This window comes from Caproiciproducens galactitolivorans (assembly GCF_029266045.1).
Classification (GTDB): Bacteria; Bacillota; Clostridia; order Oscillospirales; family Acutalibacteraceae; genus Caproiciproducens; species Caproiciproducens galactitolivorans.
Genome location: NZ_JAJUFJ010000014.1, coordinates 49506 through 74635, shown reverse-complemented (window position 1 = coordinate 74635; position 25130 = coordinate 49506). Strand labels below are relative to the sequence as shown.

Here is a 25130-nt window from a genome sequence, read left to right as displayed (position 1 = left end):
CCCAATTATTCGTTTTTCGAAACCGGCCGGATCCCCGGCTTGCCGCCGCTGCCGTACAAGGTCTGAAGATAGTGGACGCCGGTTTCCGTGTCTACCAACATCCGCGCTATTTCGGTGCCCTGTGAATAGATGACTTTAAAGAGTTTCTCTTTCCCTATCGGACACCTTATATGGACGATTCCACAAATTCACCACAATCTGCAAAACCGAAGGAACGGTAAAATGCCTCATTTTCCTTCTCGGCACGCAGTATGTATACTTTTTTCCCTCGCATCAGATACACCATGGCGGAAAGCGCGCCGTGGCCATAGCCCCTGCGCCGGTGCTCGGGATGAACGCATACGGCGGAAAGCACCGCCGCATCCTGCGTTTTTGCGGAGCAGATGGCACAGGAAACCAATTCCCCCTGGAATCGCATGCCGACCGCGGCCGCCGCGTCGTGGCGGATACGGTGGGACAAATCCATATAAAACGATTCGAACTCCGGCGGCTCAAAGGTTTCCGTCGCACATTCGGAAATCAACGCATAAAGCTCCCGTATACCGGGATTTCGTTCGAAATCCCCCAAACGCGACGGCGAATTGCCCTGATACACCATCACCTTTCCGCGGCGAACAACCGGGTGCCCCAGCTTCTGCGCGGATTCTGCATCGCAAAGCAAGCGCTGTGCGCCCGTCATACGGATGAATTCTTTCAGCTCATCATAATCGGCGTGTGCGCCGACATCCAGAATGACGGTATCGTCCAGCATACAGATTGCCGCCCTGTCCTCATCCTGCATCCAGAACCGCGCGAACGGCTCGCTCAGGCCGTAAGCCTGGGCGGTAGCAAGAATACGGCAGCCAAACACGGTTTTGTGAAAGGGCAGCAGCGACTGCATATGTTCCGTCAGTTTAATCATTGGAACCGCCGCCCGCAATCATTTCCGCCAGTTCAAAGACCAATTTCTGCATACTCTGGTAATCTTCCTGCGCAATCATTCCCACCGCGGAATGTAAATACCGGCAAGGCAGGGAAACCGCAACAGTCCTCACCCCGCTGCGGGAAACATGAATGGCACCCGCGTCGTTGCCGCCGGCGACCGCACGCTTCGCCTGGCACTTCACACCCGCTTTTTTCGCCGCGCGAAACGCCATCCGGTAATATTCCCGGTCATAAATCGTATGCCTGTCCATAAAGGATATTACTGGGCCGCCACCCACATTGCAAACCTGGTTTTCACGGTCAACGCCCGCGACATCTGCGGCAGTAGTGCTTTCCAAAACAATGGCCGCGTCCGGCTCCACTGCGAACGCCGCAGTGCGCGAGCCGTTCAAGCCGGTTTCCTCCTGCACGGCAAAAACAAAATACATATCGTATTCCAGATTGTTTTTCAGCATGTCGATTAAAACCGCACAGCCCGCGCGGTCATCCAGCGCACGGCTTTTCACCATTCCGTGCGAGGTATCGAAAATGGAATTGAAGGTAACGGCATCGCCGGGCAGTACGTACTGTTCCGCTTCCTCCCGGTCCTTTGCCCCGATATCAATGTACAAATCCTTTACCGGAACTGCTTTTTCCTTTTCCTCTTCTTCCAGCAGATGAATCGGCTTCGCACCGATCACGCCGGGGATGCGATTGCCCACCGTTACCGGCTTTCCGCAGAGCACGTGACGGTCGATTCCGCCCACGTTGGAAAATTTCAAAAGCCCCTCGTCGGTAATATACGTAACGATCATGCCGACTTCGTCCATATGGGCGTTCAGCATCAGCTTGGTTCTCGGGGGATTCGCTCCCTTTTTGAAGGCAATGATGCTTCCGAGGGGCGTAATCTCGATGCTGGTGGCATACGGCTCGATTTCCTTCAAAATAATATCCCGCACTTCGTCCTCAAAGCCGGAAATTCCGCGCGCGGTGCAAAGGCGCTTTAAAAGCTTCAACCCCGTCATCATTCCACCTCCTTTATGTACTCCGCCATCAGGCGGGCGGTATGCTCCACATCCTCAAGGTCAATGACCTCGACCGGTGTGTGCATATAGCGCAGGGGAATGGAAATCAACTGGGACTGCACGCCCTTGCGCGTCATGGCGATTTCGTCGGAATTGGTTCCCGTTGAACCGCCCATCACATCCAGCGTGTAGGGGATATTGCATTTTTTCGCTGTTTCCATCAGATGTTCCGCCATACTCCGGTTCAGCGGCGGCGCAATGCCGATCATCGGCCCCCCGCCCAGCTTTCCGCATTTTTCCGGAGGTATGCCCGGCTGTTGAGCAAAACTGACGTCCACAATCAGCGCGTGGGTCGGATTGATGGCGAAAGCGCCGGTAACAGCACCCTGGCCGCCCACTTCTTCCCGGCTACTTAAAAGGACCGTTATCTCGCATTTCAGGTCTTCGTCCTGCAAAAGCTGCACGCAGCGGATAATCGCGGCAACGCCGACACGGTCGTCCAACCCAGCGGCGGTAATGCGTGTCCCCAGCAGGCTTTTGGGCTCGGAATGCAGGAGAATCCGGTCGCCCGGGCGAATCAGCCTGTCGGCTTCCTCTTTCGAGAGACCGGCGTCGATTGCCATTTTATCAACCGTCAGGATTTTGTCCTCTTTCCCGTCGGAAAGGTGCGGGGGCGTGGAACATACGATACCGCTGAGGACTTCCCTACCGTAGATCGTCACCGGGCTTCCCGGCAGCACACGGCGGTCCACGCCGCCGCAGCGGTCCGCGCGGATAAACCCGTACTCGTCAATATTTGTTACAATTAAGCCAATCTGGTCGATATGCGCATCAAGCAGAAAATGTTTTTTCGCCCCCTGCTTGCCAAACCTTGCAACAACACTACCCATCCGGTCCATATGTGCCCTTGTATATTTGGAAAGCTCCTTCGCGGCAACCTTAGCCGCTGTGATTTCATCGCCGGGTGTTCCGGGCGCTTCACAAAGCCGAAAAATCAGTTCTTTAAGTTCGTCCATATTTTCACTCCGTTATATCGCTGAATTCATCTATATCAAATAGCACGCAATATCCCAAGCCTCCCCCGGGAACGGAGGAAACCTTTGTTTTCCCGTCGCCGAATACGCGTCCTACCAACTATTTATAAAAGATTCACCAGTCTTTTGAATTCCTCGCCGCGGGTTTCATAGTTCGGAAACATATCAAAGCTCGCGCAGGCCGGAGAAAGCGCCACAATATCCCCCGCAACCGCTTCCTCGCGGCAAAGCCGCACCGCCTGTTCCAGCGATTGGGCGCGCAGAATTTTCGGGCTTCCGCTTCGGTAGTTCGGCGCCGCTTTTACGCTTTCCTCAATCTTATCGGCGGTGGCACCGATCAATACCAGGGTTTTCACATGCTCCACAACCGCAGTACCAAAGGAATCAAACGGGATTTTTTTATCGTAGCCGCCCGCAATTAAAATCAGCTTGCGGTCAAATAATTTGAGCATTCCGTTCATCGTCCGGCTGGGGGTTGTGCCGATGGAATCATTATAGTATTTTACGCCGTCCAGCTCGCGGACAAACTCGCTCCGGTGCTCCACACCGCCGAAGGCCTTGGCGACCCGGACCATATTTTCAATTTTCACCGTGCCCCACAGCGCGCAGATGGCGGCCATATAATTTTCGATATTGTGCCCGCCGGGAATTTTGATATCCGAAGCATTCATAACCGGGGTATCGGTTCCGTTCAGCGTCATCACAATCTCATTTTTGTCATTGAGCCACGCGCCGCGCTCACACTTTGCTTTCCGGCTGAAGCACAGGGTCTCCCCCCTGATGTCTTTGACAAAACCCGCCGTAATCGCATTATCCGCATTCACAACAGCCCTGGCAAATGCGTTCTGATGTAAAAGGATATTCCGCTTTGCGTCAATATATTCCTGCATGTCCTTATGCATGTCCAGATGATTCGGGGAGACATTTGTCACCACCGCGACATCCGGACTGCGGCGCATGGAGATGAGCTGGAAGCTGGAAAGCTCCACTACCGCCGCGTCCTGCGGGCGGATGTTTTCAATTTCGGGCAAAAGCGGATTTCCGATATTTCCCCCGAGATGAACCGTTTTTCCTTCGGCTTTCAGCATTTCGGACAGGATTGTCGTCGTGGTCGTCTTGCCGTCGCTGCCGGTAACCGCATAAATTTTACAGGGGCAGAGGTCGAAAAAAACCTCCATTTCGGAGGTGACCACTATACCGCGTTTCCGCGCCGCAACAAGTTCCGGAAGATAATATCGCATTCCCGGGGTGCGGAAAAGGATCTCCTCGTTCAGATCCTGCAAATAATCGTCTCCAAGGCGGAGTGTAACGCCAAGCTGTTTCAGATCGTCGGCTGTTTTCCCAAGCTTTTCCTCTGTGCGGCGGTCACGGGCTGAAACGACTGCTCCGTGCTGGGCAAACATTTTGATAAGGGGAAGGTTGCTTCCGCCGATTCCTAAAAAGCCGACGGTCTTTCCGTTTATTGAATGATAAAAACTTTGAATATCCATACGCACCTCCGGCTTGCTTAAAAGACTAACGTTAATATTATACTTACCTGCGGTAAAAATAGCAAGCAAAGTCCATGAAAAATGCCTGTGAAAATACACAATGGGGGAAAACTTCCGCACAATTCCCTTTTAAAGGGCGTTTTTATTTTCCGCTGCCATAACAAACGCCCGGAAGAGCTTTTTTGCGTCGCTGTCCGTGTCAAAAAGATATTCGGGATGCCACTGCACGCCTAAAAAGAAGCGTCTGCCCGGCAGAAAAACGCATTCCACCAAGCCGTCCTTTGATTTTGCCGCAGGGCGGAGCGGGGGCGCAACGGTTTTCACCGCCTGATGGTGCATACTGTTCACCATGATTTTTGCTTTTTGCAGGATATTATAAAGCGGATTGTTTTCCGCAATATCAATGTTGTGCACCGGGACATCGTAAGGCGGGTGCTGGTAATGGGCAACCGGTTCGCCCGCGGCTTGCGCCGGAATATCCTGATAAAGGCTTCCGCCGAGCGCCACATTCATCACCTGAATTCCCCGGCAGATACCAAAAACCGGCTTGTCAAGCTGTACCGCCTGATTCAGGAGCGAAACTTCGAAGCGGTCGCGGCGATTGTCAATTGCCCCGCAAAAGCAAAGCGTTTCCTCGCCGTAAAGCGCCGGGTGCGGATCCGGCCCGCCGGAAAACAAAAAGCCGCCGCACCGCTGGGCCAGCGCCGCAATGTCCCCTTCGTCCTGCGTCAAAGGCAGAACCAGCGGAATCCCTCCCGATGCTTCCACCGCATGCAGATAGTTCGGCCGTATCCAAAGCCTTTGCAGTTCCATATCGAAAAGGGGAGTGATCCCGATGATTGGTTTCACCATAAAGAAAACCTCCTCAGACGGATTTCCGTCCTCGTTCTTATTTTTATTATATAAAACCTTTTCCGGTTCATTAAAAACGATTGGAACATTTTTCTATTATAGCATACCAAAATCGCGCAAAAACAAATAAACTGTATATTTCTGCTCTGTTCGTAAAAAATAGGAAAACGGGGTGAAGAATTATGGATAAAAAAAGAACCGCCACGCTGGTAGCGGTCATCGCGCTGATTGCAACGCTGGGCGCCACAACAGCGGCGGGCTATGCTTCGGCAAACAAATATAAAATGTATCTTGATTACAACTACAAGCGCGCGCTGGGCGATTTGAGCGCGAGTGTTTCCAACATGGAAACCACGCTGAACAAATCCATATACGCGAATACCGCCACACAGCAAAACGGGCTGGCCGCCAAATTGATGCGCGAGTCCAGCATGGCGAAATCCGCGCTTTCCGTCCTGCCGATCACCGACCATTCGCTGGATAACGTATCCAAATTCGTAACACAGGTCGGCGATTTCGCCATGACGATGTCCACAAAAATCTCTGCCGGGCAAAAAATCTCCGACAGCGAATACAAAACAATGCAGAGTCTTGGAAATTACGCGAAAACCCTGCAGAGCGGGCTTCAGAACGTGAAAACGGACATTGAGTCGGACAAGCTGACGGACGAATTCAAAAAAACCGCCCAGGATTTTACGAACTTCCCGCAATTGATTTACGACGGCCCGTTTTCCGACCATATCAGCCAGATGAAGCCGAAAATGACAGAAGGGCGCGAGGAAATTCCGCAGGGCAACGCGCAGAATATCGCCGCGAACTTTCTGGCGGTTACCGCCGACAAGCTGGCCCATACGCAGGACACGGAGGGCAACCTTCCCACTTATAATTTCACCGCAAACAACGGCACAATCCGCATTTGCATCACAAAACGCGGCGGATTTGTCTGCACATTTGACAATATGCGCGAGGTGAATGCGGAAAACATCGATTACAAGGAAGCCTCCAAAAGGGCGGAAAGCTTTTTAAGCGCGCGCGGAATCACCAATATGAAACAGACCTATTATGTAATGAACGACGGTGTCTGCACCATCAACTATGCCTACTATAAAAACGATATTATTTACTACCCGGATTTAATCAAGGTATCCGTGGCGCTGGACAACGGCGAAATTGTCCGATTCAACTCCACGGGCTATATTATGAACCACCACGACCGTACGGTACAGGCGAAAATCTCCGCGAACCAAGCGCAGGGCTCCGTCAGCAAAAAGCTGAAAATAGAAAGCCGGAGGCTGGCTTTGATACCTACCCCCGGGCTGAGCGAAGTGCTTTGCTACGAGTTTTCCTGCACAGGCCAAAACGACGAGCGCGTGATGGTTTATATTAACGCGACGACGGGCTTTGAGGAACAAATTCTCATTCTGCTCCAATCCGACGACGGCATTTTAGTGAAATAGCGTTCCGGCAAGCGCACAGTATGCGTAAAACGCGCCATGCGCCTATCTCTTTCCCAACAGGGTAACCAGAACCGCCTTCTGCGCATGAAGGCGGTTTTCCGCTTCGTCAAAGATTTCCTTCGCATGCTTTTCAAAAACTTCTTCGGTGATTTCTTCGCCGCGGTGCGCGGGCAGGCAGTGCTGAACTATTGCGTCGCTTTTTGCGACGGCCATGATTTCATCATTGACCTGAAAGCCCTTGAACGCTTCGCGGCGTTTCTTTTCCTCGGCTTCCATTCCCATGGAGGACCAGACGTCGGTGACGACAACGTCGGCGCCTTTGGCGGCTTCCTTCGGGTCGGTGGTTATGCTGAAAGCCGGGTGGGTTACGGCAAAATCGAGCACAGCCGCGTTCGGTTTATAATCGGGCGGGCAGGCTACGGCAACCTCCATCTTCATCTTCAGTCCGGCGACGATGAGGGAATTCATCATATTGTTTCCGTCCCCGATGAAGCACAGCTTCAGCCCTTCAAGGCTTCCCTTGTACTCACGGATGGTCATCAGGTCAGCAAGCACCTGGCAGGGATGGGAAAAATCCGTCAGGCCGTTGATGATCGGGATGGAGCCGTTCTGCGCCAGCGCTTCTACCTCGGACTGCTTATAGGTGCGAATCATGATGCCGTCAAGGTAGCGGGAAAGGACGCGGGCAGTATCTTGAACCGATTCGCCGCGCCCGATCTGCAGATCGTTCACGGAAAGGAAGATCGGCAGTCCGCCAAGCTGGTACATACCCACTTCAAAGGAAACGCGTGTTCTTGTTGACGCTTTCTCAAAAATCATGCCCAACGTTTTGCCCACCAGATGGCGGTGTTCAATGCCATGCTTCTGTTCGTATTTGAGCTGGTCGGCAAGATTCAGAATGCCGGTGATGTCCTCGCTTGTCAAATCAAGCATTTTCAGCAAATGTTTCATAGTTGCCCTCCTTAATATTTTTATTGAATGGTTTTTGAAAGGATGTAAAGCCCCGCATCAATTTCCGGGTAATCAATGGTAAGCGGGGGCAGGAAGCGGAGCAGTTCCTTCGCCGTTAGAACCAGCAGGCCGTTTTCGGCGCATTTCTGCGCAACTTCCTTTGCAGTTCCCTTTTTCAGCTTTGCCCCGAGCATCAGCCCTATGCCGCGGACGGATTCGATTTCCTCCATGACGCTCAATTTTTTTTTTAAATATTCCCCTTTGCGGCGGACTTCTTCCAGAAACCCCTCCTGCGCCACCCGGTCGAGCACAGCAAGTGCGCCGGCGCAGGCAACCGGGTTCCCGCCGAAGGTGGAGCCGTGCGTACCCGGCCCTAAAACGTCCTTTAAGCGCTCACTGCACAGGCAGGCGCCAATCGGCAGGCCGCCGCCCAACCCTTTCGCGCTGGTGACGACGTCCGGGTGTATGCCGTAATTCTGGTAGCAGAACAGCTCCCCCGTCCGTCCGATTCCTGTCTGCACCTCGTCCACCAGCAGAAGGATATCCCGCTCCCTGCAGAACGCGCTCAGCTCGTTTACAAATCCGGGGTCGAGCGGAACAACGCCGCCCTCGCCCTGTATCATTTCCATCATAATTGCGCAGGTATCGCCGTTCACCGCCTCGCGGATGCTTCCTATTTCCGGGTCCGCGTAGGAAAAGCCCGGCGTAAACGGCGTAAAATACTGATGAAACCCCTCCTGCCCCGTGGCGGCCAGCGTGGTCACCGTACGCCCGTGAAAGGAATTTTTCAGCGTTACGATATGATTGTGATTTTCTCCGTAGGTATCCGTACCGTATTTCCGCGCGAGCTTAACGGCACACTCGTTCGCTTCTGCGCCGGAGTTTGCGAAAAACACCCTTGAAAACCCGGTTCGTTTACAAAGCATTTCCGCAAGCCTGCCCTGCACCGGGCTATAATACAGGTTAGAGGTATGCTGCAATTTCGCGGCCTGCTCCGTTACCGCTTTCACCCATACTTCATCGCAATAGCCAAGGGAATTCACGCCGATTCCGCTTGTAAAATCAATGTATTCTTTGCCCTCGCTGTCAACCGCCTTTGCCCCATGGCCGCAAACCAGCGCAACCGGAAAACGCCCGTAGGTATGCATAATGGATTGTTCAGTCTGCTCCTTTATTCCTTCAAAGGTCATTTTCACCCCTCCGTAATTTCTGATTCAGCAGAACATCGTGCCGATGCCCTCGTCGGAAAACAATTCAATCAAAATGGAATGCGGGATTCTTCCGTCGATCATGTGCGCGCGTCCCACGCCGCGCCGCACCGCTTCCACACAGCAGTCGACTTTCGGAATCATGCCCCCGCTAATAATGCCCTGATTCTGCAGCTTCGGCACCTCACTGACATTCACGACCGGGATAATGGTTTCTTCGTCGTCCTTATCCCGCAGAAGTCCGCGCACATCCGTCATCAGAATCAGCTTTTCCGCACCCAGTTCCGCCGCAATACGGGACGCGGCGATGTCCGCGTTTATATTATAGACCTCTCCGCCACTCCCGCCCGCGACGGTGGCGATGACCGGCACATAGCCGTTCGCGGTTGCGTCCGTAATAATATCGGTATGGACTTCGGTGATTTCGCCGACATAGCCCAAATCCTCCGCGCCGGAAAGCTTCTCGGCCATGAGCATGCCGCCGTCCAGCCCGCAAAGGCCGATCGCACGCCCATTGTGCCGCTCCAAAAGCTGAACCAAATCCTTATTCACTTTGCCGGCAAGCACCATCTGGACGATCTCTATGGTTTCGCCGTCCGTTACGCGCATGCCCCGGACAAAGCGGCTTTCTTTGCCGACCTTTTTCAGCATGCTGCTGATTTCCGGCCCGCCGCCGTGCACCAGCACCACGTTGATCCCAACGAGCTGCATCAGCACGATGTCACTCATGACCGCTTTTTTCAAACATTCATTCACCATGGCGTTTCCGCCGTATTTCACGACAATCGTCTTGCCCGTATATTTCTGTATGTACGGCAATGCCTGAACCAGCACCCTTGCCCTGTCGGCGTTGCTGATCTTCATTGTGTCACCCCACATTTGTTCCCTCAGGTTCTGTAATCCCCGTTTATTTTTACATAATCATAGGTAAGGTCGCAGCCAAATGCGGTGGCTTCATAGCCGCCGTCGTGCAGGGCGATTTCCACATAGATTTCCCCGCACTCCAGAATTTTCTTCGCCAGCCCTTCGTCAAAATCGACTCCGGCGCCGTTTCTGCAAACCTCGACGCTGCCGGCTTCCGACGCAAAGGAAACGTCGACCGCCTGCATATCAACCTGCGCCCCCGAATAGCCGACGGCGCACAGCACACGGCCCCAGTTTGCGTCCGCACCGAACATGGCCGCCTTGAACAGGCTGGAACAGATAACGCTTTTCGCCGCAAGACGTGCATCCTTTTCGCTTTTCGCGCCGGTCACATGGCTGACCAGAAGCTTTGTCGCGCCCTCGCCGTCCCCGGCAATTTTCCTTGCTAGCGCAGTACACAGGGCTATTAGTGCTTCGGTAAATTCTTTATATTCCTCGGTATCCGCCTGTATAGGTTCCCCTCCGGCGAGGCCGGAGGCCATAATCGACACCATGTCGTTTGTGGACGTGTCGCCGTCGACGCTGATCATATTAAAGCTGACGCTTACCGCTTCGTGCAATACCTTGTTCAGCACTTCGGGCGAAACCGGCGCGTCCGTTGTTAAAAAGCAAAGCATGGTCGCCATATTGGGATGGATCATCCCGGAGCCCTTTGCGATCCCGCCGATACGGACGGGTTTCCCGCCGACAGAAACCTCGACGGCCATATTCTTTACCTGCGTGTCAGTCGTCATAATTGCTTTGGCGGCGCTTTCAGAATCCTCCTTTGAAAGCGCTTGCGCCAGCGCGGGCGCGGCGTTTTGAATCGGTTCAATCGGAAGAACCTGCCCGATTACGCCTGTGGAAGCAACAATGACATCCTGCGGCTTGATACCGAGCGCCTTCCCGGCGATTTCGCACATTTTCCGTGCTTTTTCCTCGCCGTCCGCGTTGCAGGTATTGGCGTTGCCGGAATTGCAGATGACCGCCTGCGCCCTTCCGTCGGAAAGGTTCTCCTGCGTCACCAGAATCGGCGCGCCTTTTACAAGATTCTGCGTATAGACCGCAGCCGCCGTGCACGGCACCTTTGCATATATCATTGCCAAATCGGGCTTGGTTTTGTTTTTCCGGATACCGCAGTAAATCCCTGCTGCAGTAAAGCCCTGGGGCGCTGTGACCCCGCCTTCAATAAACCTCATGCTGTCCATCTCCTTAAAATGCCGGTGGAACGATTCTCAATCCGGTTGTTTCATCCAATCCGAACACGATATTCATATTCTGAACAGCCTGCCCGGCTGCGCCTTTTACCATATTGTCAATCGCGGAAATTGCGATGAAGGTATTGGTTCTATGATCGATATGAAGGGAAATATCGCAGAAATTGGAATAGCGCACGTTTTTGATGTCTGCGGAGCGTCCCTGCGGGAGCAGGCGGATAAAATATTCCCCGCCGTACGCTTCCCCGTACGCGTCCCGAATCTGTTCCATGGTTACGCTGTCCGTCAGCTTTGCGTAGCAGGTGGCGAGAATCCCTCGGTTTACCGGAAGAAGGTGCGGCACAAAGATGACTTTTACCTTCTCCCTCGCCACATGGGAAAGGCTCTGCTCGATTTCCGGCGTATGGCGGTGGGAAGCCACCTTGTAAGCGCTCATTCCCTCGTTCAGTTCGGGGTAATGTGTATTTTGGGTAGGCGTTCTTCCCGCACCGGTCACGCCGCTTTTGCAGTCCGCAAGAATGCTGTCCTTTTGAATCAGCCCGTTTTTCAGCGCCGGGGCGAGCGCAAGCGGCACCGCCGTGGTGTAACAGCCCGGGTTCGCAATCATTTTCTTTCCCCGGATGGCTTCGCGGAACAGCTCCGGAAGACCATAAACGGAAGCTTCATGGAGTTCCGGATAAAGATACGTTCCGCCGTACCATTCCCTGTAATCCTCTTCGTTTTCCAAACGGAAATCCGCGCCCAGATCGATAAAGGCCCTGCCCTTCTCAAAGCATTCCTTCGCCAGCTCCTGCGAAAGGCCGTGGGGAAGCGCAGCGAAAACCACGTCGCTTTGCGCAACGACCTCTTCCTGTGTACCGCATACCATGTCGCAGAGGCGATAATACGCGGGATACACTTCGGAAAGCGGTTTTCCCTGAAAGCTGACGGAGCTAACCGCCGCAAGCCGGACGCACGGATGCCCGCTTAGAAGCCGGACGAGTTCAGCGCCCGCATAGCCGGTCGCCCCGACCACTCCTGCCCGGATCATTGCGCCGCCCCCAGTTCCTTTATGATCCGGTTCGCCTGCGCCTCCACATTTTGCGGGGCGGGTCCGCCGGTGACCTTTCGTCCGTTCACACAGTTTTCCAGCGAAATTGCTTCGAAAATACCGCTGTCGAAAAGCGCGTCAAATTCTTTGTATTTCTCAATCGGAAGGGTTTCCAGCGTAAGGTTGTTTTCGATACAGTACGCTACGATTTCACCCGTGATTTTATAGGCGTCGCGGAAGGGGATTCCCTTTCCGACCAGATAGTCGGCGCAGTCCGTCGCGTTAATAAAGCCCTTTGCGGCGGCTTTGCGCATATTCTGCCGCAGCACCTTCATGGTATCAACCATGGGGATGAACGCCGTCAAACACATACGCAGGGTATCGACCGCGTCAAATATGGCTTCCTTATCCTCCTGCATATCCTTGTTATAGGCAAGCGGAAGGCCCTTCATCATCGTTAACAGCGTTGTCAAATCCCCGATGGCACGCCCGCTCTTGCCTCGCACCAGCTCGGCTATATCCGGGTTCTTTTTCTGCGGCATGATACTGGAGCCGGTGGAAAACGCGTCGTCCAGCTCAATAAACTTAAACTCCCACGAGCACCAGAGGATGATTTCCTCCGAGAAGCGGGAAAGGTGCACCATGGCAATCGCGATGTCCGCCGCAAGCTCCATGCAGAAGTCGCGGTCGGAAACACCATCAAGGCTGTTGTTTGTCACCCCGCCGAACCCTAGGAGCGAGGCCGTCATTTCACGGTTCAGCGGATACGTCGTGCCCGCGAGCGCGCCCGAACCGAGCGGGCAGACATCCATGCGTTTTTCGGTATCCTCCAGCCGGGACAGATCGCGCAGGAACATTTCGGCATAGGCCAAAAGATGATGCCCGAAGGTGATCGGCTGCGCACGCTGCATATGCGTGTACCCCGGCATGACCGCGTCCTTACTCTCAAGCGCCTTGCGGCACAGGACTAGAATCAGCTCTTTGATCTGCGCGTGCAGCGACCTGCATTGCTTTTTCAGATACAGCTTAATATCCACCGCGACCTGGTCGTTCCGGCTGCGCGCAGTATGCAGGCGTTTGCCCGCCGGCCCGAGCCGCCTTGTCAATTCACCCTCCACAAAAGTGTGGATATCCTCACTTTCCGGGTCGATCGCCAGCGTTCCGGCTTCGATTTCGCCGAGGATGGCCTTTAATTCGGCGCGGATTTTCTCGCTTTCCTCCGCGTCGATCACGCCGCAAGCGCCCAGCATGGACGCATGGGCGATACTGCCCTCGATATCTTCCCTGACCATGCGGCTGTCGAAGGAAATGGATGAATTAAAATCATTGGTTTTTTGATCAGGCTCTTTATGAAACCTTCCCGCCCACAGCTTCAAGGTAATTCCCTCCTATGATTGCAACACGGGGCGGACAGCCGCCCGCCCCCAAATTTAATTTATTTCTTTTGCTTTTTCACAGCCTGCACCTGAATCGGAAGCCCGAACAGGTTGATGAACCCGGCGGCATCCGCCTGATTGTAAACCTCGTCCTCGCTGAACGTGGCAATATCCTCGTCATACAGCGAATACGGGGAAGATACGCCCGCGTCAATAATATTGCCCTTATACAGCTTGAGCTTCACTTCGCCGGTCACGGTCTGCTGGGTGCTGTCCACAAAAGCGGAGAGCGCCTCGCGCAGAGGGGTGAACCACTGGCCGAAATAAACCAGCTCCGCGAACTTCAGACCCACGCCCTGTTTATAATGGTAGGTGTCCCTGTCAAGGCAGAGCTCCTCCAGCTTGTTGTGCGCGTGATAAAGGATTGCGCCGCCGGGTGTTTCGTAAACGCCGCGGGATTTCATGCCAACAAGCCGATTCTCCACAATATCGGTGATGCCGATTCCGTTTTCACCGCCCAGCTTATTGAGCTGCGCAATCATATCGACCCCGCAGAGCCTGCTGCCGTTGAGCGCGACCGGAATCCCCTTTTCAAAGGTTAGGGTAATATAGGTTGGCTTGTCGGGCGCCTGCTCCGGCGAAACGCCAAGCTCTAAGAATCCCGGTTTGTTGTACTGGGGCTCATTGCTGGGATCTTCCAAATCCAGCCCCTCGTGGGAGAGGTGCCAAAGGTTCTTATCCTTTGAGTAATTCGTTTCCCTTGTAATATTCAGCGGGATATTATGCGCTTGTGCATAGTCGATTTCCTCGTCGCGGGATTTAATGCTCCACTCCCGCCACGGGGCAATAATCTTCATTGTCGGGGCAAACGCCTTAATGGCCAGCTCGAAACGCACCTGGTCGTTACCTTTTCCGGTGCAGCCGTGGCAGATCGCGTCCGCGCCCTCGGCCTCGGCAATTTCCACCAGGCGTTTCCCGATCAGCGGCCGGGCAAACGAGGTGCCGAGCAGGTATTTATTTTCATAAACCGCACCTGCCTTTAAAGTCGGCCAGATATATTCTTCCACAAACGCTTTTTTCAGGTCGGCAATATAAAGCTTGGACGCGCCGGTTTTTTTCGCTTTTTCTTCCAGCCCGGCCAGCTCGGCGCCTTGCCCGACATCCGCGGCAACCGCGATTACCTCGCAGTTGTTATAATTTTCTTTCAGCCATGGTATAATAATGGAGGTATCCAAACCGCCCGAATAAGCGAGAACCACTTTTTTGATATTCGTTTCCATCTTTACGTCCCCCTGTTTATGATGTTGTGTTTTATTATACACTATTTATACGGAATATCAAGCTTTTTCTGCATAAATATTCACTTTATCGCAATTATATAAAATCGGCGCAATATTATTTTCCGCGTTGTATAATATGGCTAAATGTGCTAATATGCAGTATAGAAAATAAGAATTAGGAGGCAGAGATTATGTTTCAGGAAACCGAACTTACCGACTTGAGCTTCAATCCGTTTACAAAAATCGGGGACGAATGGATGCTGATTACCGCCGGAAACAAGGAAAAGTGCAACACGATGACGGCAAGCTGGGGCGGGCTGGGTGTGCTTTGGAATAAGAATGTATCCTTCATTTTTCTGCGCCCGCAGCGCTACACGCTGGAATTCCTTGAAAAAGAGGAGTATTATTCCCTTTGCTTCTTTGATGAAAGCCAGCGCAAAACCCTGAATTACTGCGGTAGCCATTCCGGCCGCGACGTGGACAAAGCGAAGGAAACCGGGCTAACGACCGTTTACGACGGGAGCGTCCCGTATTTTGAGGAAGCCCGCTGCGTTCTCATCTGCCGTAAGCTTTACGGGCAGATGATGGAGCCTTCCTGCTTTACCAACCCTTCCGTCGAACAGAAAAACTATCCGAACAAGGATTACCATAAGATGTTTGTCGGCGAAATCGTGAAGGTTCTGAAAAAAGTCTGACAGAAAAGGAGAAAATAAAAAAATGGAACCGTGGAGCCGGTCGGAAGTTTATGTAGGGTATTCCAACAGTACCTTTCAGGATATCTGTTCGCTTTTTGAGGTTAACAAAATTGCTTATGACTACCATGTGGAAAACCAGTTTTCCGGAATGGGCAGAATGCAGGACCGCATGGCTGTGACGAGGGAAAACCCGGATTTTGAAAATTTATACACTATCTATGTTGCAAAACCGGACTTAAAACAAGCGAAACGGATTCTGGAACAAGCCAATATTCAATAAGGGCTCCCGGCGGCGGAGCTTGATTTCCCAAGCCGCCGGAAACCCGTCCTCTTCCGCCGGAAGGCGCGTTTCCAAACTCCAATTAATACATAAAAGGAAGGCTGCTTTGTCTGAAGCGGCCTTCCTTTATTTGATTTTATAATTTATAGACAACAAACAAAGGATTTTGCAACACAATATTTTTTGATTTGATTAATATAGGATAATTACCTATTGACCGATCGTTAAATCCTGCAGCAGTTTTTTATTTTCTTTTTTTAAGTTCAGCATACCAATCAATTTCAATATGCCTTCATAGGTATTATAGCTTTCTTTATCGTCCTTCTCCGGGGAGGTGTAACGAAAAATACGATCGCCTTCGTTTTCTTTCTTATAGAGCGATATATTCACTTCAATTTCATATTTGGGGTCATCCGAATCCAGCCGGAATCCGTAGTAACATATGTAATTAAAGGGAAATCACATATTTGATTTCCCTCTTGAAATAAACTTTACAATCTACAGCCGCCGAGAGATCGGCGGCTGTTTTGTGTGATAAGCAGGCAATTATTCTTCCGGCCTTTTTGGACGGTATTTCCGATCCCCAATCGTGCGAAGCAGCACAGCTATGATGAACACCCCCCAAAATACACTCTTAAGCCACAGCAGTTCCGGAATCAGCAGGATGACCAGGAAAATGAGCAGGAAGAGGAAAAAAATCCGATCAATAAACCGATAAATGTGATAAAAAGGGCTGTTTTCCGGTTGTATGGGAAGATTGTCGCGTTCCATGGCGCCCACCCGATTAATTTCACTATTTACAAACCAGAACCAAAGAAAAACAATTCTGATTTGCCAGTAGTTTCCGGAAATTGAGAAGGCAGCCACAATCAAAACCAAAGATATGAACGGGTAAAGGCGATCTATTAACGGAAATAAAAAGTGCACGAACCGGTTATACGTTTTTTCTATATAGTTCATAATATAAATCAATCCAACTGTCCACTAAAAATTGTAACGGGCGAACCATAGGATTTCTTTGCAACATTAAGGTTATTTGCAAAGAAGCCTGTCTGGAAATAAGCGAAAGTACCGTCGCTATACTTTACCTCGCGGTACTTTTTTGCCATATTGGCTTTTACCTACTGTCCCTGAGAAACAGAACTAGGTATCGCGTAATGCAAACCAACTGCTGAGCAAATTCCACTAGTCACGTCTGTTGCAGTAACTGAAATTACTTCTGCCCAATCAAGGAATGGAGTTACAACTGCGCCCACGGCAGCAAAAAAGGTAACCGTTTCATCCAAAGACATTGCATAATACTTATCGGTGCCACCGAACCACAGCCCATACACCAGACCACCCCGAGCGGCTCCTTCCGCGTTGATACGATCCACTTCTTCCTGAGAAAGAACCTGATTGCCATACTTGAGAATATTTCTCTTCAGTTTGTCAAGTTCCACCTTGGATATATTAGTAGGTAGATCAATCTTCACAGTACCGTTCCTCCGTTGTAGAACAACTTCGTTTTTCGGCTGGGATGTAGTATCCTTCTCTACCGCAAACGCCGTAACAGAAATTGCCAAAGACATCGTCGCTACCAAAACAAAACTAATTAATTTTTTTCGTACAATTCCTCATTTTTTACACTCCTTTTATTTCGTTTATGTATCACACAAATGTTCCTATGCTTAAATGCACATCGGAATCACCCCTTCCCATAAATGGAACCATTTTTTGATTTCATATTATAAAGACAACAAACAAAGGATTTTGCAACACAATATCCCTAAAATTTTGGAAAATAAAAAGAACCGTGGAAAAATCCATGGTTCTTTTTGTATTCTTATGATCTTCTATTTTTCTTTCAGCGGTTTTCTTTTTTTCGCACACTTCGGGCATTTGCCGTAAATCGCTAACGTATGGCCCTCAATTTCATAGCCGGTGTCGCGCGCAAGGCCCTGTTCAATGCCTGTAAGCGGGCATTCCTCGATCTTGATTTTCGCGCTGCATCCGGTACAGATCAGATAATGCCCGTGGTGCTCCTGGGCAATGGAATACCGGACCACGCCGTCGCTCCAGACTTCCTTTTCAATCAACGCGTCCGCCGCGAAGCGTTCCAGATTGCGGTAAACGGTGGAAAGAGCCAGACTCGGGTATTCGTCTTTTAGCGCCGCAAAAATATCTTCCGCGCTTACGGGGTCGCTGCTGTCTTTTAAAACCCGCATAACCGCGCAGCGCTGCTTCGTATTCTTTAATGCCAATCCGCCGCCTCCTTTGACGAAATACTCTTGCGCATGCATAGTTTTCCTGCCATTTTATTATAATACATTCAGACGAAAATGCAATGCGCTTTCCTCCGTTTTCGTTGCTCAAAGGCATTGCTTGGTGTATAATATGGTAATATCAAAAACAATTTGGAGGGATATCCCAATTGGGTGAAATATATTTGGATAATTCGGCCACTACACAAGTCTGCCGCGAGGCGGCCGCTAAGGCAATGGAGGTCATGACGGAAAACTATGGCAACCCGTCAAGCCTGCATACGAAGGGCTTTCAGGCAGAACGGGAGCTGACCGCGGCAAGGGAGGCCGTCGCCGGGATGCTTGGCGTATTGCCCGAAGAAATCTATTTTACGTCCGGCGGGACGGAAAGCAACAATTTGGCCCTTTTCGGGGCGACCCACGCGCTAAGGCGGCGCGGCAGCCATATTGTTACGACCGCGATTGAGCATTCCTCGATCATGAACACGATGAAGCAACTGGAAAAGGAAGGCTATTCCGTCACGTATCTGGAGCCGGATAAGGAAGGGCGAATCCGACCGGAACAGGTTTTCAAGGCCGTAACGCCGAGCACCATTCTAGTTAGCATGATGTATGTGAACAACGAAGTCGGAACGATACTTCCTCTGGAAGCCGTTCCCCAAGCCATTGCGGCGGCGAAAGCACCCGCGCTTTTCCACGCGGATGCGGTACAAGCCTTCGGAAAAATTCCAGTAAAGCCAAAAAAACTGAAAATTGACCTTCTGAGCATCAGCGCGCACAAAATTCACGGACCGAAGGGCGTGGGCGCGCTCTTTCTCCGAAAGGGTGTCCGCATTGAGCCCCGGGCTTTCGGCGGCGGGCAGGAAAAGGACATCCGCCCCGGAACGGAAGCTATGCCGCTGATCGCGGGCTTTGGCGCGGCGGTAAAAGCGCTGCCGGATACTGCGGAGCAATATGCAGCCATGGAGAAGCTCAGCGCATACTGCCGGAAACGCCTGAGCGAAGTCGACGACGTTACGCTGAATTCGCCGCAGGACGCATGCCCTTATATTGTTAATTTTTCCGCCGGTAATGTCCGCGCGGAAACCATGCTGCATTTCCTCTCGAACAAGGGAATTTATGTATCCTCGGGTTCCGCCTGCTCCAAGGGAAAGGAAAGCCGGATTTTAACCGCGATGGGGCTGCCGAAAAGCCGGATTGCTTCCGCGCTGCGAATCAGCTTTTCCCGCTATAACACCGAACAAGATATTGACGGGCTGGTCGACGCGGTAAAAGAAGGTCTGGCCACCCTGACCACAAAACCGATTTAGGAGACGTTTCAATGGATGAAGTTATATTAATAAAACTCGGCGAAATGGTACTGAAGGGGCTGAACCGGAATACGTTTGAAGCCGCCCTTCTGCGCAATATCCGCCGCCGATTGAACCGGCTGGGCGAATTCGATATAAAAGCCGCCCAGTCCACCGTTTATGTTACCCCCAGCAAAGGCGCAGATCTGGACGCCGCTGTGGAAAGAATCGCAAAGGTATTCGGTATCGTTGCCTTTTCACGCGCCTGCGTTGTAAAAAAGGAGATGCCCGCCATACTGGAAGCCGCCGGGGAATATTTAAAATCCGATTTGCTTGCGGCGAAAAGCTTCAAGGTGGAAAGCAAGCGCTCCGATAAGCATTTCCCCCTGAAATCGCCGGAAATCTCTTCCGAAGTCGGCGGATACTTACTGAAGAAATACCCGCATCTTTGCGTAGATGTACATCAGCCTGACCTTATCGTCCGCGTGGAAATCCGGGATTTCGGCGCATATGTTCACGGCCAGCCGCTCAAGGGTGCCGGCGGGATCCCGGTCGGTACCGGAGGAAACGCCGCCATCCTGATCAGCGGCGGCATCGACAGCCCGGTTGCCGCGTGGATGATGGCAAAGCGCGGCCTGGAACTGACCGCCGTCCATTTTGCCAGCCCACCCTACACCAGCGAGCGCGCCGAGCAAAAGGTGATCGACCTGCTCACAAGGGTAAGCGAATACGCCGGGCGGATGAACCTGTTCATCGCACCCTTTGCCAAGGTGCAAGAAGAAATCATGGCGAAATGCCCCGAAGAACTGTTTACCATTATTATGCGCCGCTTCATGATGCGCGTGAGCGAAGAAATTGCCCGCCAGGAAGCCTGCTCCGCGCTGATAACGGGCGAAAGCCTTGGGCAGGTGGCTAGCCAGACGATTCAGGCCATCGCCTGTACCGACGAGGCCGCCAAAATGCCGGTATTCCGCCCGCTGATCGGCATGGACAAGCTGGAAATCATCGAAATCGCGCGCAAAATCCAAACCTTTGACATCTCTATTCAGCCGTTCGAGGACTGCTGTACCGTATTTACGCCGAAGCATCCGCGCACGCGCCCCGAAATTGGGGATATCCTTACGGCCGAACAGGCACTCGACTGTGAAAAACTGATTTACGATTGTGTGCGTAATGTTCGAAAATTGCAAATTGCGCCACACAGGAACGGAGGAATTTATGAACGCTGAAATTATATCCGTCGGCACCGAGCTTCTGCTCGGCCATACCATAAACACCGACGCGTCCTACGTGGCGCGCGAGCTTTCGGCTATCGGCGTCAACCTGCTGTTTGCAAGCACCGTGGGCGACAATATCGACCGTCTGAAGGAAGCGCTGGAAAACGCGTACAGGCGGAGCGACATTGTGATCACGACGGGCGGTCTCGGTCCCACCGGCGACGACCTTACAAAGGAAACCATCGCCAAGTCGGCAGGGAAACCGCTTGTCCTGCACCAGGAAAGCATGGACCGCATCATCGAGTATTTCAAAGGACGGGTGGTCGGCGAATCCCAGAAAAAGCAGGCATATCTGCCGGAGGGCTGCACGGTATTCCCCAACGACTGGGGAACCGCGCCCGGCTGCGGATTTAAAACCGACAGCGGAAAAATCGTCGTCATGCTTCCGGGACCGCCTTCGGAGCTGATCCCGATGCTCAAAAATTACGCGGTTCCATACCTCATGAAGGACTCCAACGCGGTCATTGTCTCAAGAATCGTACGCGTTTTCGGGCTGGGCGAAGGCTATGTCGCCGAACTGATTCCCGACCTGACCGACGGTGCCAACCCCACCGCGGCAACCTATGCCAAGGACGGGGAAATGTTTGTGCGCGTTACTGCGCGGGCGGAAGATGAAACACGTGCCGCCGCGCTGTGTGAGCCGGTCGTGGAGGAGCTGAAAAAGCGCCTTGGCGATTATATCTACGGCATTGACGTGGAAAGCCTGGAAGAAGCCGTTGTTCAGGAACTGAAAAAGCAGCGCCTGACGCTTGCAACCGCGGAGTCCTGCACCGGCGGGCTTTTGTCTAAGCGAATTACCGACAATCCCGGCGCCAGCGAAGTATTCCACATGGGCGTGGTCACTTACGCGAATGATATTAAGACCCTGCTTCTGGACGTTCCGGAGGAAACGTTGAAGCAGTACGGCGCGGTCAGCGAGCAAACCGCCCGCGCCATGGCGGAGGGCGTGCGAAAAAAATCCGGCAGCGACTTCGGCGTGGCGATTACCGGCATTGCCGGACCGGGCGGCGGCACGGCGGAAAAGCCCGTGGGGCTGGTCTATGTTGCGCTGAGCGACAAGGAACACACTTGGGTGCGCAAGATGCCGGGCACCGGCACAGCGAAGGGCCGCTGCTATATCCGCACGCTTGCCGCTTCCAACGCGCTCGACATGGTGCGCCGCCGCCTGAACGGGCTGGGCGGGCTGGAACAAGCCGCCTATACGCTGAAAAAATAATAGAAATTGGAAAGGGGGCAAGGCACATGAACCCGCAGAACGAAGAAAACCGCGCGAACCGGAAGAAGGGCGGAAACAAACTTCTCCTGAACAAAATTGTTTGTATCCTCGCCGGCAGCGTATTTGTGATTTGCGTCCTTTTCCTTGCCTGGAAGCTTTTTGTACAGCCGGCGATGATGGACAGGGAACAACAGGAAATCCAAAAAATATACTATCATAACCCGCAGCCTTCCCCCTCCGGTTCCCCGGCACAAAACAGCGAACAGGTACATAAACTGACATTTGAAGAGCTGCGGAAGGTCAACCCCGCCATTGTGGGCTGGATTAAAGTCCCAAATACGAATATCGACCTTCCGGTTTTACAGGCGGACAAAAAAGACCCGGATTATTATTTGACGCATGATTACCGGAACCGGTATGCTTCCTATGGCAGTATTTATGTTGACGCCCGCTGTTCCGTGGAACAGGGAAAATCGCGCAGCGTCCTGCTGTACGGACATTCCCTCCATTCGGGGCGTATGTTTACGCAGCTTGAAAAATACAAGTCCCTTGATTTTTACAAAAGCACGCCGGTGTTTACCTTCGACACCGCCGAAGCCAAGGCGCAGTGGAAGGTCATCGGGGTTTTCCTTGCAAATACCCTGCCGGAGCAGGGGGTTCCGTTCAATTACCTGAAAACCAACTTTAAAAGTGACAGCGATTTTTTAAACTTCGTTTACCAAATGAGGATTCGTTCGATTTACAATACGGATGTGAGCGTGAACAAAAACGACAGCATCCTTTTACTGTCCACATGTTCCTATGAATTCGATGATTTCCGCGAGGTTGTGGTCGCGCGGAAAGTTCGCGCCGGAGAAAGCGAATCGGTGGACGTTCCGAAGGCATCCTACAATAAAAAAGTAGTCTATCCGGACTGCTGGTACAAAAAGAATGGCGAAAAAAAGCCGGTTTGGCCTGACACCTACGAACAGGCCGTTCGAAAAAAGCTGATTACCTGGGGGGATGGAACATGAACGCCGGTATCCTGTATTATCAGGCACACAAAACCATGCACTGTAAAGAGCAAATCCAAAAAACACTTTCCCCTTACGGCATAACCATAGCGGAAACAAAAATATGTATCCGAAAAGAAGATTTGAATTCTTGCATGGCAAAGCTTCTGCATGCGGTTCCGTTTGTCCTTACCGTAAGCAGCACGCCCGGCTACCGGCCCGACTGCGCGCCGCTTCTTTTCCATACGCTTCGCATCCCGCTCGACAAAAACGGCGAGCCAAAGGGTGTTTTGCGCCTTCACGGTATTGAGAAAACCGGATACCTGATCGAAAGCATCGATCAGGCCATTGCCGTGCTGCCCGATCTTCCCGAGGAAATCCTTAAAATGCTGCCCGACTCGTTCGAACGGCTTACTTTGAAATTCGGCCTGACCGCTCCCCCGCCGAAAAAAGACCGCGAGCCGTTTGCCGTCCGGCTGGAGAATTCGATGAATCAAGCCTAACATTGGAGGGCTGTTGCCAATGATGGATATACTGTCCCAAATGAAAACTGCCGACCTTGTCGCGAAGTTTGTGCGCGGCGACATGCAGCGTATCACGCCCTATCCCTTTCTTCCCTGCAAGAAGAAGAACGAGCCGAGAACAGGGAATCAGGGCCTGCTTCCCTCCACCCCGGAGGACGAGGGGATCCCCAGCGGATACATCGAGCGCTTCTTTACGGAGCTTGCCTCCTGCGGCCACATCCGGGTACACAGCGTCCTGCTGATGCGGCACGGCAAGGTCATTGCGCAGGGCAGCTTTAAGCCCTATACCACAAGCTATCCGCATATGATGTTTTCCCTTGCGAAAAGCGTCACCGGCATGGCGGTGGGCATTGCGCAGGGCGAAGGGCTTCTTTCTCTTGACGAAAAGGTAATCGACCTTTTCCCCGAAAAAGGAATTCTGCTGCGCAGCCCGCGTATCAACGCAATTACCATTCGGCACCTTTTAAATATGACCAGCGGCATCAAATTCAACGAAGTGGGTTCCTTTGTGGAAAAAGACTGGGTAAAGGCCTTCCTGCTGTCCGACTGCGTTTTTGAGCCGGGCACCCAGTTCCAGTACAACAGTATGAATTCGTATCTGCTCAGCGCCATCGTACGGAAAAAAACGGGGATGGGGCTGGTGGAATACCTGACTCCCCGCCTATTTGAACCACTGGGCATTGAAAATGTGTACTGGGAAACCTGCCCGCTGGGCATTGAAAAGGGTGGCTGGGGGCTGTACCTGCACATTGCAGATATGGCGAAGCTCGGCCAGCTTTATTTGCAGCGCGGGTGCTGGAATGTGGGCTGCGAGTGGAAGCAGCTCGTGCCCGAAGAGTGGGTGGAGGAATCCACAAAAGTGCAAACGCCGCCAAGGGATGGAAAACCGCCCGTCGGCTACGGATACCAAATTTGGAAATTCGGCGTCAGGGACGCGTACCAGTTCAACGGCGTTTTCGGTCAGTACGTGACCGTCCTGCCACAGCACGATATGGTGGTCGCCATGACGGGCGGAAGCCAGAATCTGTTTGCCGACGATTCCTGTGAAATCATAAAGAAATATTTCGGGGATGGCGCACAGGAAATCTATGACCATCCCCTGCCGAAGGATATAAAGGCGCTGCGTTCGTTGAAAAGCAGGCTGGAAAACCTGTATGCTGTCCCGGAAACCGCACCGAAACCACAGAAAACGAACCGCTTCGCCGCGTTTTTCCTTCGCTTTCTTCCCCGGAAGGCGGAAACCATTCCCCTGCTCGCGGCGGGAATCAACAACCGGGAATATCGGCTGGGAAACAGCCATGGGACGTTGATGCCCCTCATTTTACAATGCGTCACCAACAATTTTGCCGGCGGAATCATCCGGGTGTATTTCTCGTTTGAACCGAACCTGTGCCGGATAACGCTTTACGACGGCAGCGACAAAAACGTAATCATCGCCGGGCTGGACGGCGTGCCGCGCCGGTGCGACATTACCTCGAACGGCGATGTTTACACCGTGGGCGCAACCGCACGCCTTAACACCGACGAGGACGGCCGTACGGTCCTACAGCTGTACCTGTCCTTTATCGAAACACCTTGCCTGCGGGTGATGAAATTCATTTTTTACGGCGAAAAGCTGCTGATCCGCTTTTTTGAGCATCCCGGCGTGGAAGCCTCCGCCAAAATGCTGTTCGGGCTGATCGGCGGAAGCGGAAACACCATTGACAAAATGCTGATTGACGCGCTTTCAAAAGAACGCATGGCCGCCCGTCTGGAAACAATCCTGAAGCCCCGGGCAAAGGGCACCGTTTACGGCGAAGAGAGCTTGCGCGATCGGGTAAGCAAATAAAAACAGCGAAACCTTTCGGTTCCGCTGTTTTGCAAAAGAAGGGAGAATTTATGAAAAAGT

26 protein-coding genes are annotated in these 25130 nt (G+C 52.5%); 9 read left to right on the top strand and 17 right to left on the bottom strand.

Features of this window, described 5'->3' with window-relative positions:
• Positions 1-5: 5 nt before the first annotated feature.
• The 6 genes from P9B68_RS10355 to P9B68_RS10330 form a co-directional block, all read right to left on the bottom strand.
• Positions 6-131 (bottom strand): DUF6440 family protein, encoded by a 126-nt coding sequence (locus P9B68_RS10355; RefSeq protein ID WP_277668995.1) that lies wholly within the window; start codon positions 129-131, stop codon positions 6-8.
• Positions 132-166: 35 nt separating this feature from the next.
• Positions 167-901 (bottom strand): GNAT family N-acetyltransferase, encoded by a 735-nt coding sequence (locus tag P9B68_RS10350; protein ID WP_135659512.1) that lies wholly within the window; start codon positions 899-901, stop codon positions 167-169.
• Positions 894-1928, bottom strand: coding sequence for a M42 family metallopeptidase (locus P9B68_RS10345; RefSeq protein WP_277668983.1), 1035 nt, complete (start codon positions 1926-1928; stop codon positions 894-896). Before P9B68_RS10345 ends, P9B68_RS10350 begins: the two co-directional genes overlap by 8 nt.
• Entirely contained in the window at positions 1928-2944 is a 1017-nt protein-coding gene (locus P9B68_RS10340) for a M20/M25/M40 family metallo-hydrolase (RefSeq protein WP_135659507.1), read from the bottom strand. The genes P9B68_RS10345 and P9B68_RS10340 overlap by 1 nt, the downstream gene beginning before the upstream one ends.
• Positions 2945-3066: 122 nt before the next feature.
• Positions 3067-4452 (bottom strand): UDP-N-acetylmuramoyl-L-alanine--D-glutamate ligase, encoded by a 1386-nt coding sequence (gene murD / locus P9B68_RS10335; protein ID WP_135659505.1) that lies wholly within the window; start codon positions 4450-4452, stop codon positions 3067-3069.
• Between the two features lie 129 nt (positions 4453-4581).
• On the bottom strand, positions 4582-5304 hold the full coding sequence (locus P9B68_RS10330; protein WP_277668982.1) for a gamma-glutamyl-gamma-aminobutyrate hydrolase family protein: 723 nt from the start codon (positions 5302-5304) through the stop codon (positions 4582-4584).
• A 182-nt stretch (positions 5305-5486) separates the two neighbouring features.
• Here P9B68_RS10330 and P9B68_RS10325 point away from each other — a divergent pair, with 182 nt between their 5' ends.
• A complete protein-coding gene (locus tag P9B68_RS10325; protein ID WP_135659501.1) occupies positions 5487-6761 on the top strand; it encodes a PepSY1/2 domain-containing protein in 1275 nt (424 codons plus the stop codon).
• A 42-nt stretch (positions 6762-6803) separates the two neighbouring features.
• Here the strand turns inward: P9B68_RS10325 and argF are convergent, their stop codons facing one another.
• From argF to P9B68_RS10290, 7 genes are read right to left on the bottom strand one after another with little or no spacing between them, the layout of a single operon-like run.
• On the bottom strand, positions 6804-7712 hold the full coding sequence (argF, locus tag P9B68_RS10320; protein ID WP_135659499.1) for an ornithine carbamoyltransferase: 909 nt from the start codon (positions 7710-7712) through the stop codon (positions 6804-6806).
• Positions 7713-7732: 20 nt separating this feature from the next.
• Positions 7733-8902: an aspartate aminotransferase family protein gene (locus P9B68_RS10315; protein ID WP_277668981.1), complete on the bottom strand. Its 1170-nt coding sequence runs from the start codon at positions 8900-8902 to the stop codon at positions 7733-7735.
• 24 nt (positions 8903-8926) lie between these two features.
• Positions 8927-9784: an acetylglutamate kinase gene (gene argB / locus P9B68_RS10310; RefSeq protein ID WP_277668980.1), complete on the bottom strand. Its 858-nt coding sequence runs from the start codon at positions 9782-9784 to the stop codon at positions 8927-8929.
• Positions 9785-9807: 23 nt separating this feature from the next.
• Positions 9808-11022 (bottom strand): bifunctional glutamate N-acetyltransferase/amino-acid acetyltransferase ArgJ, encoded by a 1215-nt coding sequence (argJ, locus tag P9B68_RS10305; protein ID WP_277668979.1) that lies wholly within the window; start codon positions 11020-11022, stop codon positions 9808-9810.
• Positions 11023-11035: 13 nt separating this feature from the next.
• A complete protein-coding gene (argC, locus tag P9B68_RS10300; RefSeq protein ID WP_277668978.1) occupies positions 11036-12070 on the bottom strand; it encodes an N-acetyl-gamma-glutamyl-phosphate reductase in 1035 nt (344 codons plus the stop codon).
• Complete coding sequence (argH, locus tag P9B68_RS10295; protein ID WP_135659488.1) at positions 12067-13446, bottom strand: argininosuccinate lyase; 1380 nt, start codon at positions 13444-13446, stop codon at positions 12067-12069. Before argH ends, argC begins: the two co-directional genes overlap by 4 nt.
• Before the next feature lie 59 nt (positions 13447-13505).
• Complete coding sequence (locus P9B68_RS10290) at positions 13506-14726, bottom strand: argininosuccinate synthase (protein WP_277668977.1); 1221 nt, start codon at positions 14724-14726, stop codon at positions 13506-13508.
• 191 nt (positions 14727-14917) lie between these two features.
• On the opposite strand from P9B68_RS10290, the gene P9B68_RS10285 reads away from it, so the two are divergent.
• Both P9B68_RS10285 and P9B68_RS10280 read left to right on the top strand, forming a co-directional pair.
• Positions 14918-15421 carry a flavin reductase family protein gene (locus P9B68_RS10285; RefSeq protein WP_135659484.1) on the top strand — a complete coding sequence of 168 codons (504 nt, stop codon included), beginning with the start codon at positions 14918-14920 and terminating at the stop codon, positions 15419-15421.
• 22 nt (positions 15422-15443) lie between these two features.
• Positions 15444-15701, top strand: coding sequence for a hypothetical protein (locus P9B68_RS10280; protein ID WP_135659482.1), 258 nt, complete (start codon positions 15444-15446; stop codon positions 15699-15701).
• 546 nt (positions 15702-16247) lie between these two features.
• Here P9B68_RS10280 and P9B68_RS10275 read toward each other — a convergent pair.
• The 4 genes from P9B68_RS10275 to P9B68_RS10260 all read right to left on the bottom strand — a co-directional run bounded on the left by P9B68_RS10275 (position 16248) and on the right by P9B68_RS10260 (position 17944).
• Positions 16248-16472 (bottom strand): hypothetical protein, encoded by a 225-nt coding sequence (locus P9B68_RS10275; protein WP_135659479.1) that lies wholly within the window; start codon positions 16470-16472, stop codon positions 16248-16250.
• A 197-nt stretch (positions 16473-16669) separates the two neighbouring features.
• Positions 16670-16810, bottom strand: a complete 141-nt coding sequence (locus tag P9B68_RS10270) for a hypothetical protein (protein ID WP_277668976.1) — start codon at positions 16808-16810, stop codon at positions 16670-16672.
• A gap of 12 nt (positions 16811-16822) precedes the next feature.
• Positions 16823-17176 carry a hypothetical protein gene (locus tag P9B68_RS10265; protein WP_277668975.1) on the bottom strand — a complete coding sequence of 118 codons (354 nt, stop codon included), beginning with the start codon at positions 17174-17176 and terminating at the stop codon, positions 16823-16825.
• 360 nt (positions 17177-17536) lie between these two features.
• Positions 17537-17944 carry a Fur family transcriptional regulator gene (locus P9B68_RS10260; protein ID WP_243112981.1) on the bottom strand — a complete coding sequence of 136 codons (408 nt, stop codon included), beginning with the start codon at positions 17942-17944 and terminating at the stop codon, positions 17537-17539.
• Between the two features lie 170 nt (positions 17945-18114).
• On the opposite strand from P9B68_RS10260, the gene P9B68_RS10255 reads away from it, so the two are divergent.
• Genes P9B68_RS10255 through P9B68_RS10230 form a run of 6 tightly spaced genes read left to right on the top strand, consistent with a single transcriptional unit; the run spans position 18115 to position 25070 of the window.
• On the top strand, positions 18115-19254 hold the full coding sequence (locus P9B68_RS10255) for a cysteine desulfurase family protein (protein ID WP_277668974.1): 1140 nt from the start codon (positions 18115-18117) through the stop codon (positions 19252-19254).
• Positions 19255-19265: 11 nt separating this feature from the next.
• A complete protein-coding gene (gene thiI / locus P9B68_RS10250) occupies positions 19266-20462 on the top strand; it encodes a tRNA uracil 4-sulfurtransferase ThiI (RefSeq protein ID WP_277668973.1) in 1197 nt (398 codons plus the stop codon).
• On the top strand, positions 20452-21726 hold the full coding sequence (locus tag P9B68_RS10245; protein ID WP_135659468.1) for a competence/damage-inducible protein A: 1275 nt from the start codon (positions 20452-20454) through the stop codon (positions 21724-21726). The genes thiI and P9B68_RS10245 overlap by 11 nt, the downstream gene beginning before the upstream one ends.
• A gap of 26 nt (positions 21727-21752) precedes the next feature.
• A complete protein-coding gene (gene srtB, locus P9B68_RS10240) occupies positions 21753-22739 on the top strand; it encodes a class B sortase (protein ID WP_277668972.1) in 987 nt (328 codons plus the stop codon).
• A complete protein-coding gene (locus P9B68_RS10235; protein WP_135659464.1) occupies positions 22736-23221 on the top strand; it encodes a hypothetical protein in 486 nt (161 codons plus the stop codon). Before srtB ends, P9B68_RS10235 begins: the two co-directional genes overlap by 4 nt.
• A 19-nt stretch (positions 23222-23240) precedes the next feature.
• Positions 23241-25070, top strand: a complete 1830-nt coding sequence (locus P9B68_RS10230; RefSeq protein WP_277668971.1) for a serine hydrolase domain-containing protein — start codon at positions 23241-23243, stop codon at positions 25068-25070.
• Positions 25071-25130 lie beyond the last annotated feature (60 nt).

Bases quoted from the DNA above. Each gene is read 5' to 3' on its own strand.
- P9B68_RS10345 (WP_277668983.1), bottom strand. From the start codon at position 1,928: ATGACGGGGTTGAAGCTTTTAAAGCGCCTTTGCACCGCGCGCGGAATT.
- P9B68_RS10230 (WP_277668971.1), top strand. From the start codon at position 23,241: ATGATGGATATACTGTCCCAAATGAAAACTGCCGACCTTGTCGCGAAG.
- argB (WP_277668980.1), bottom strand. From the start codon at position 9,784: ATGAAGATCAGCAACGCCGACAGGGCAAGGGTGCTGGTTCAGGCATTG.
- P9B68_RS10350 (WP_135659512.1), bottom strand. From the start codon at position 901: ATGATTAAACTGACGGAACATATGCAGTCGCTGCTGCCCTTTCACAAA.
- P9B68_RS10270 (WP_277668976.1), bottom strand. From the start codon at position 16,810: ATGGCAAAAAAGTACCGCGAGGTAAAGTATAGCGACGGTACTTTCGCT.
- argF (WP_135659499.1), bottom strand. From the start codon at position 7,712: ATGAAACATTTGCTGAAAATGCTTGATTTGACAAGCGAGGACATCACC.
- P9B68_RS10285 (WP_135659484.1), top strand. From the start codon at position 14,918: ATGTTTCAGGAAACCGAACTTACCGACTTGAGCTTCAATCCGTTTACA.
- P9B68_RS10235 (WP_135659464.1), top strand. From the start codon at position 22,736: ATGAACGCCGGTATCCTGTATTATCAGGCACACAAAACCATGCACTGT.
- P9B68_RS10245 (WP_135659468.1), top strand. From the start codon at position 20,452: ATGAACGCTGAAATTATATCCGTCGGCACCGAGCTTCTGCTCGGCCAT.
- P9B68_RS10275 (WP_135659479.1), bottom strand. From the start codon at position 16,472: ATGGAACGCGACAATCTTCCCATACAACCGGAAAACAGCCCTTTTTAT.
- P9B68_RS10325 (WP_135659501.1), top strand. From the start codon at position 5,487: ATGGATAAAAAAAGAACCGCCACGCTGGTAGCGGTCATCGCGCTGATT.
- argC (WP_277668978.1), bottom strand. From the start codon at position 12,070: ATGATCCGGGCAGGAGTGGTCGGGGCGACCGGCTATGCGGGCGCTGAA.
- P9B68_RS10340 (WP_135659507.1), bottom strand. From the start codon at position 2,944: ATGGACGAACTTAAAGAACTGATTTTTCGGCTTTGTGAAGCGCCCGGA.
- murD (WP_135659505.1), bottom strand. From the start codon at position 4,452: ATGGATATTCAAAGTTTTTATCATTCAATAAACGGAAAGACCGTCGGC.
- P9B68_RS10280 (WP_135659482.1), top strand. From the start codon at position 15,444: ATGGAACCGTGGAGCCGGTCGGAAGTTTATGTAGGGTATTCCAACAGT.
- P9B68_RS10290 (WP_277668977.1), bottom strand. From the start codon at position 14,726: ATGGAAACGAATATCAAAAAAGTGGTTCTCGCTTATTCGGGCGGTTTG.
- thiI (WP_277668973.1), top strand. From the start codon at position 19,266: ATGGATGAAGTTATATTAATAAAACTCGGCGAAATGGTACTGAAGGGG.
- srtB (WP_277668972.1), top strand. From the start codon at position 21,753: ATGAACCCGCAGAACGAAGAAAACCGCGCGAACCGGAAGAAGGGCGGA.
- P9B68_RS10330 (WP_277668982.1), bottom strand. From the start codon at position 5,304: ATGGTGAAACCAATCATCGGGATCACTCCCCTTTTCGATATGGAACTG.
- P9B68_RS10315 (WP_277668981.1), bottom strand. From the start codon at position 8,902: ATGACCTTTGAAGGAATAAAGGAGCAGACTGAACAATCCATTATGCAT.
- argJ (WP_277668979.1), bottom strand. From the start codon at position 11,022: ATGAGGTTTATTGAAGGCGGGGTCACAGCGCCCCAGGGCTTTACTGCA.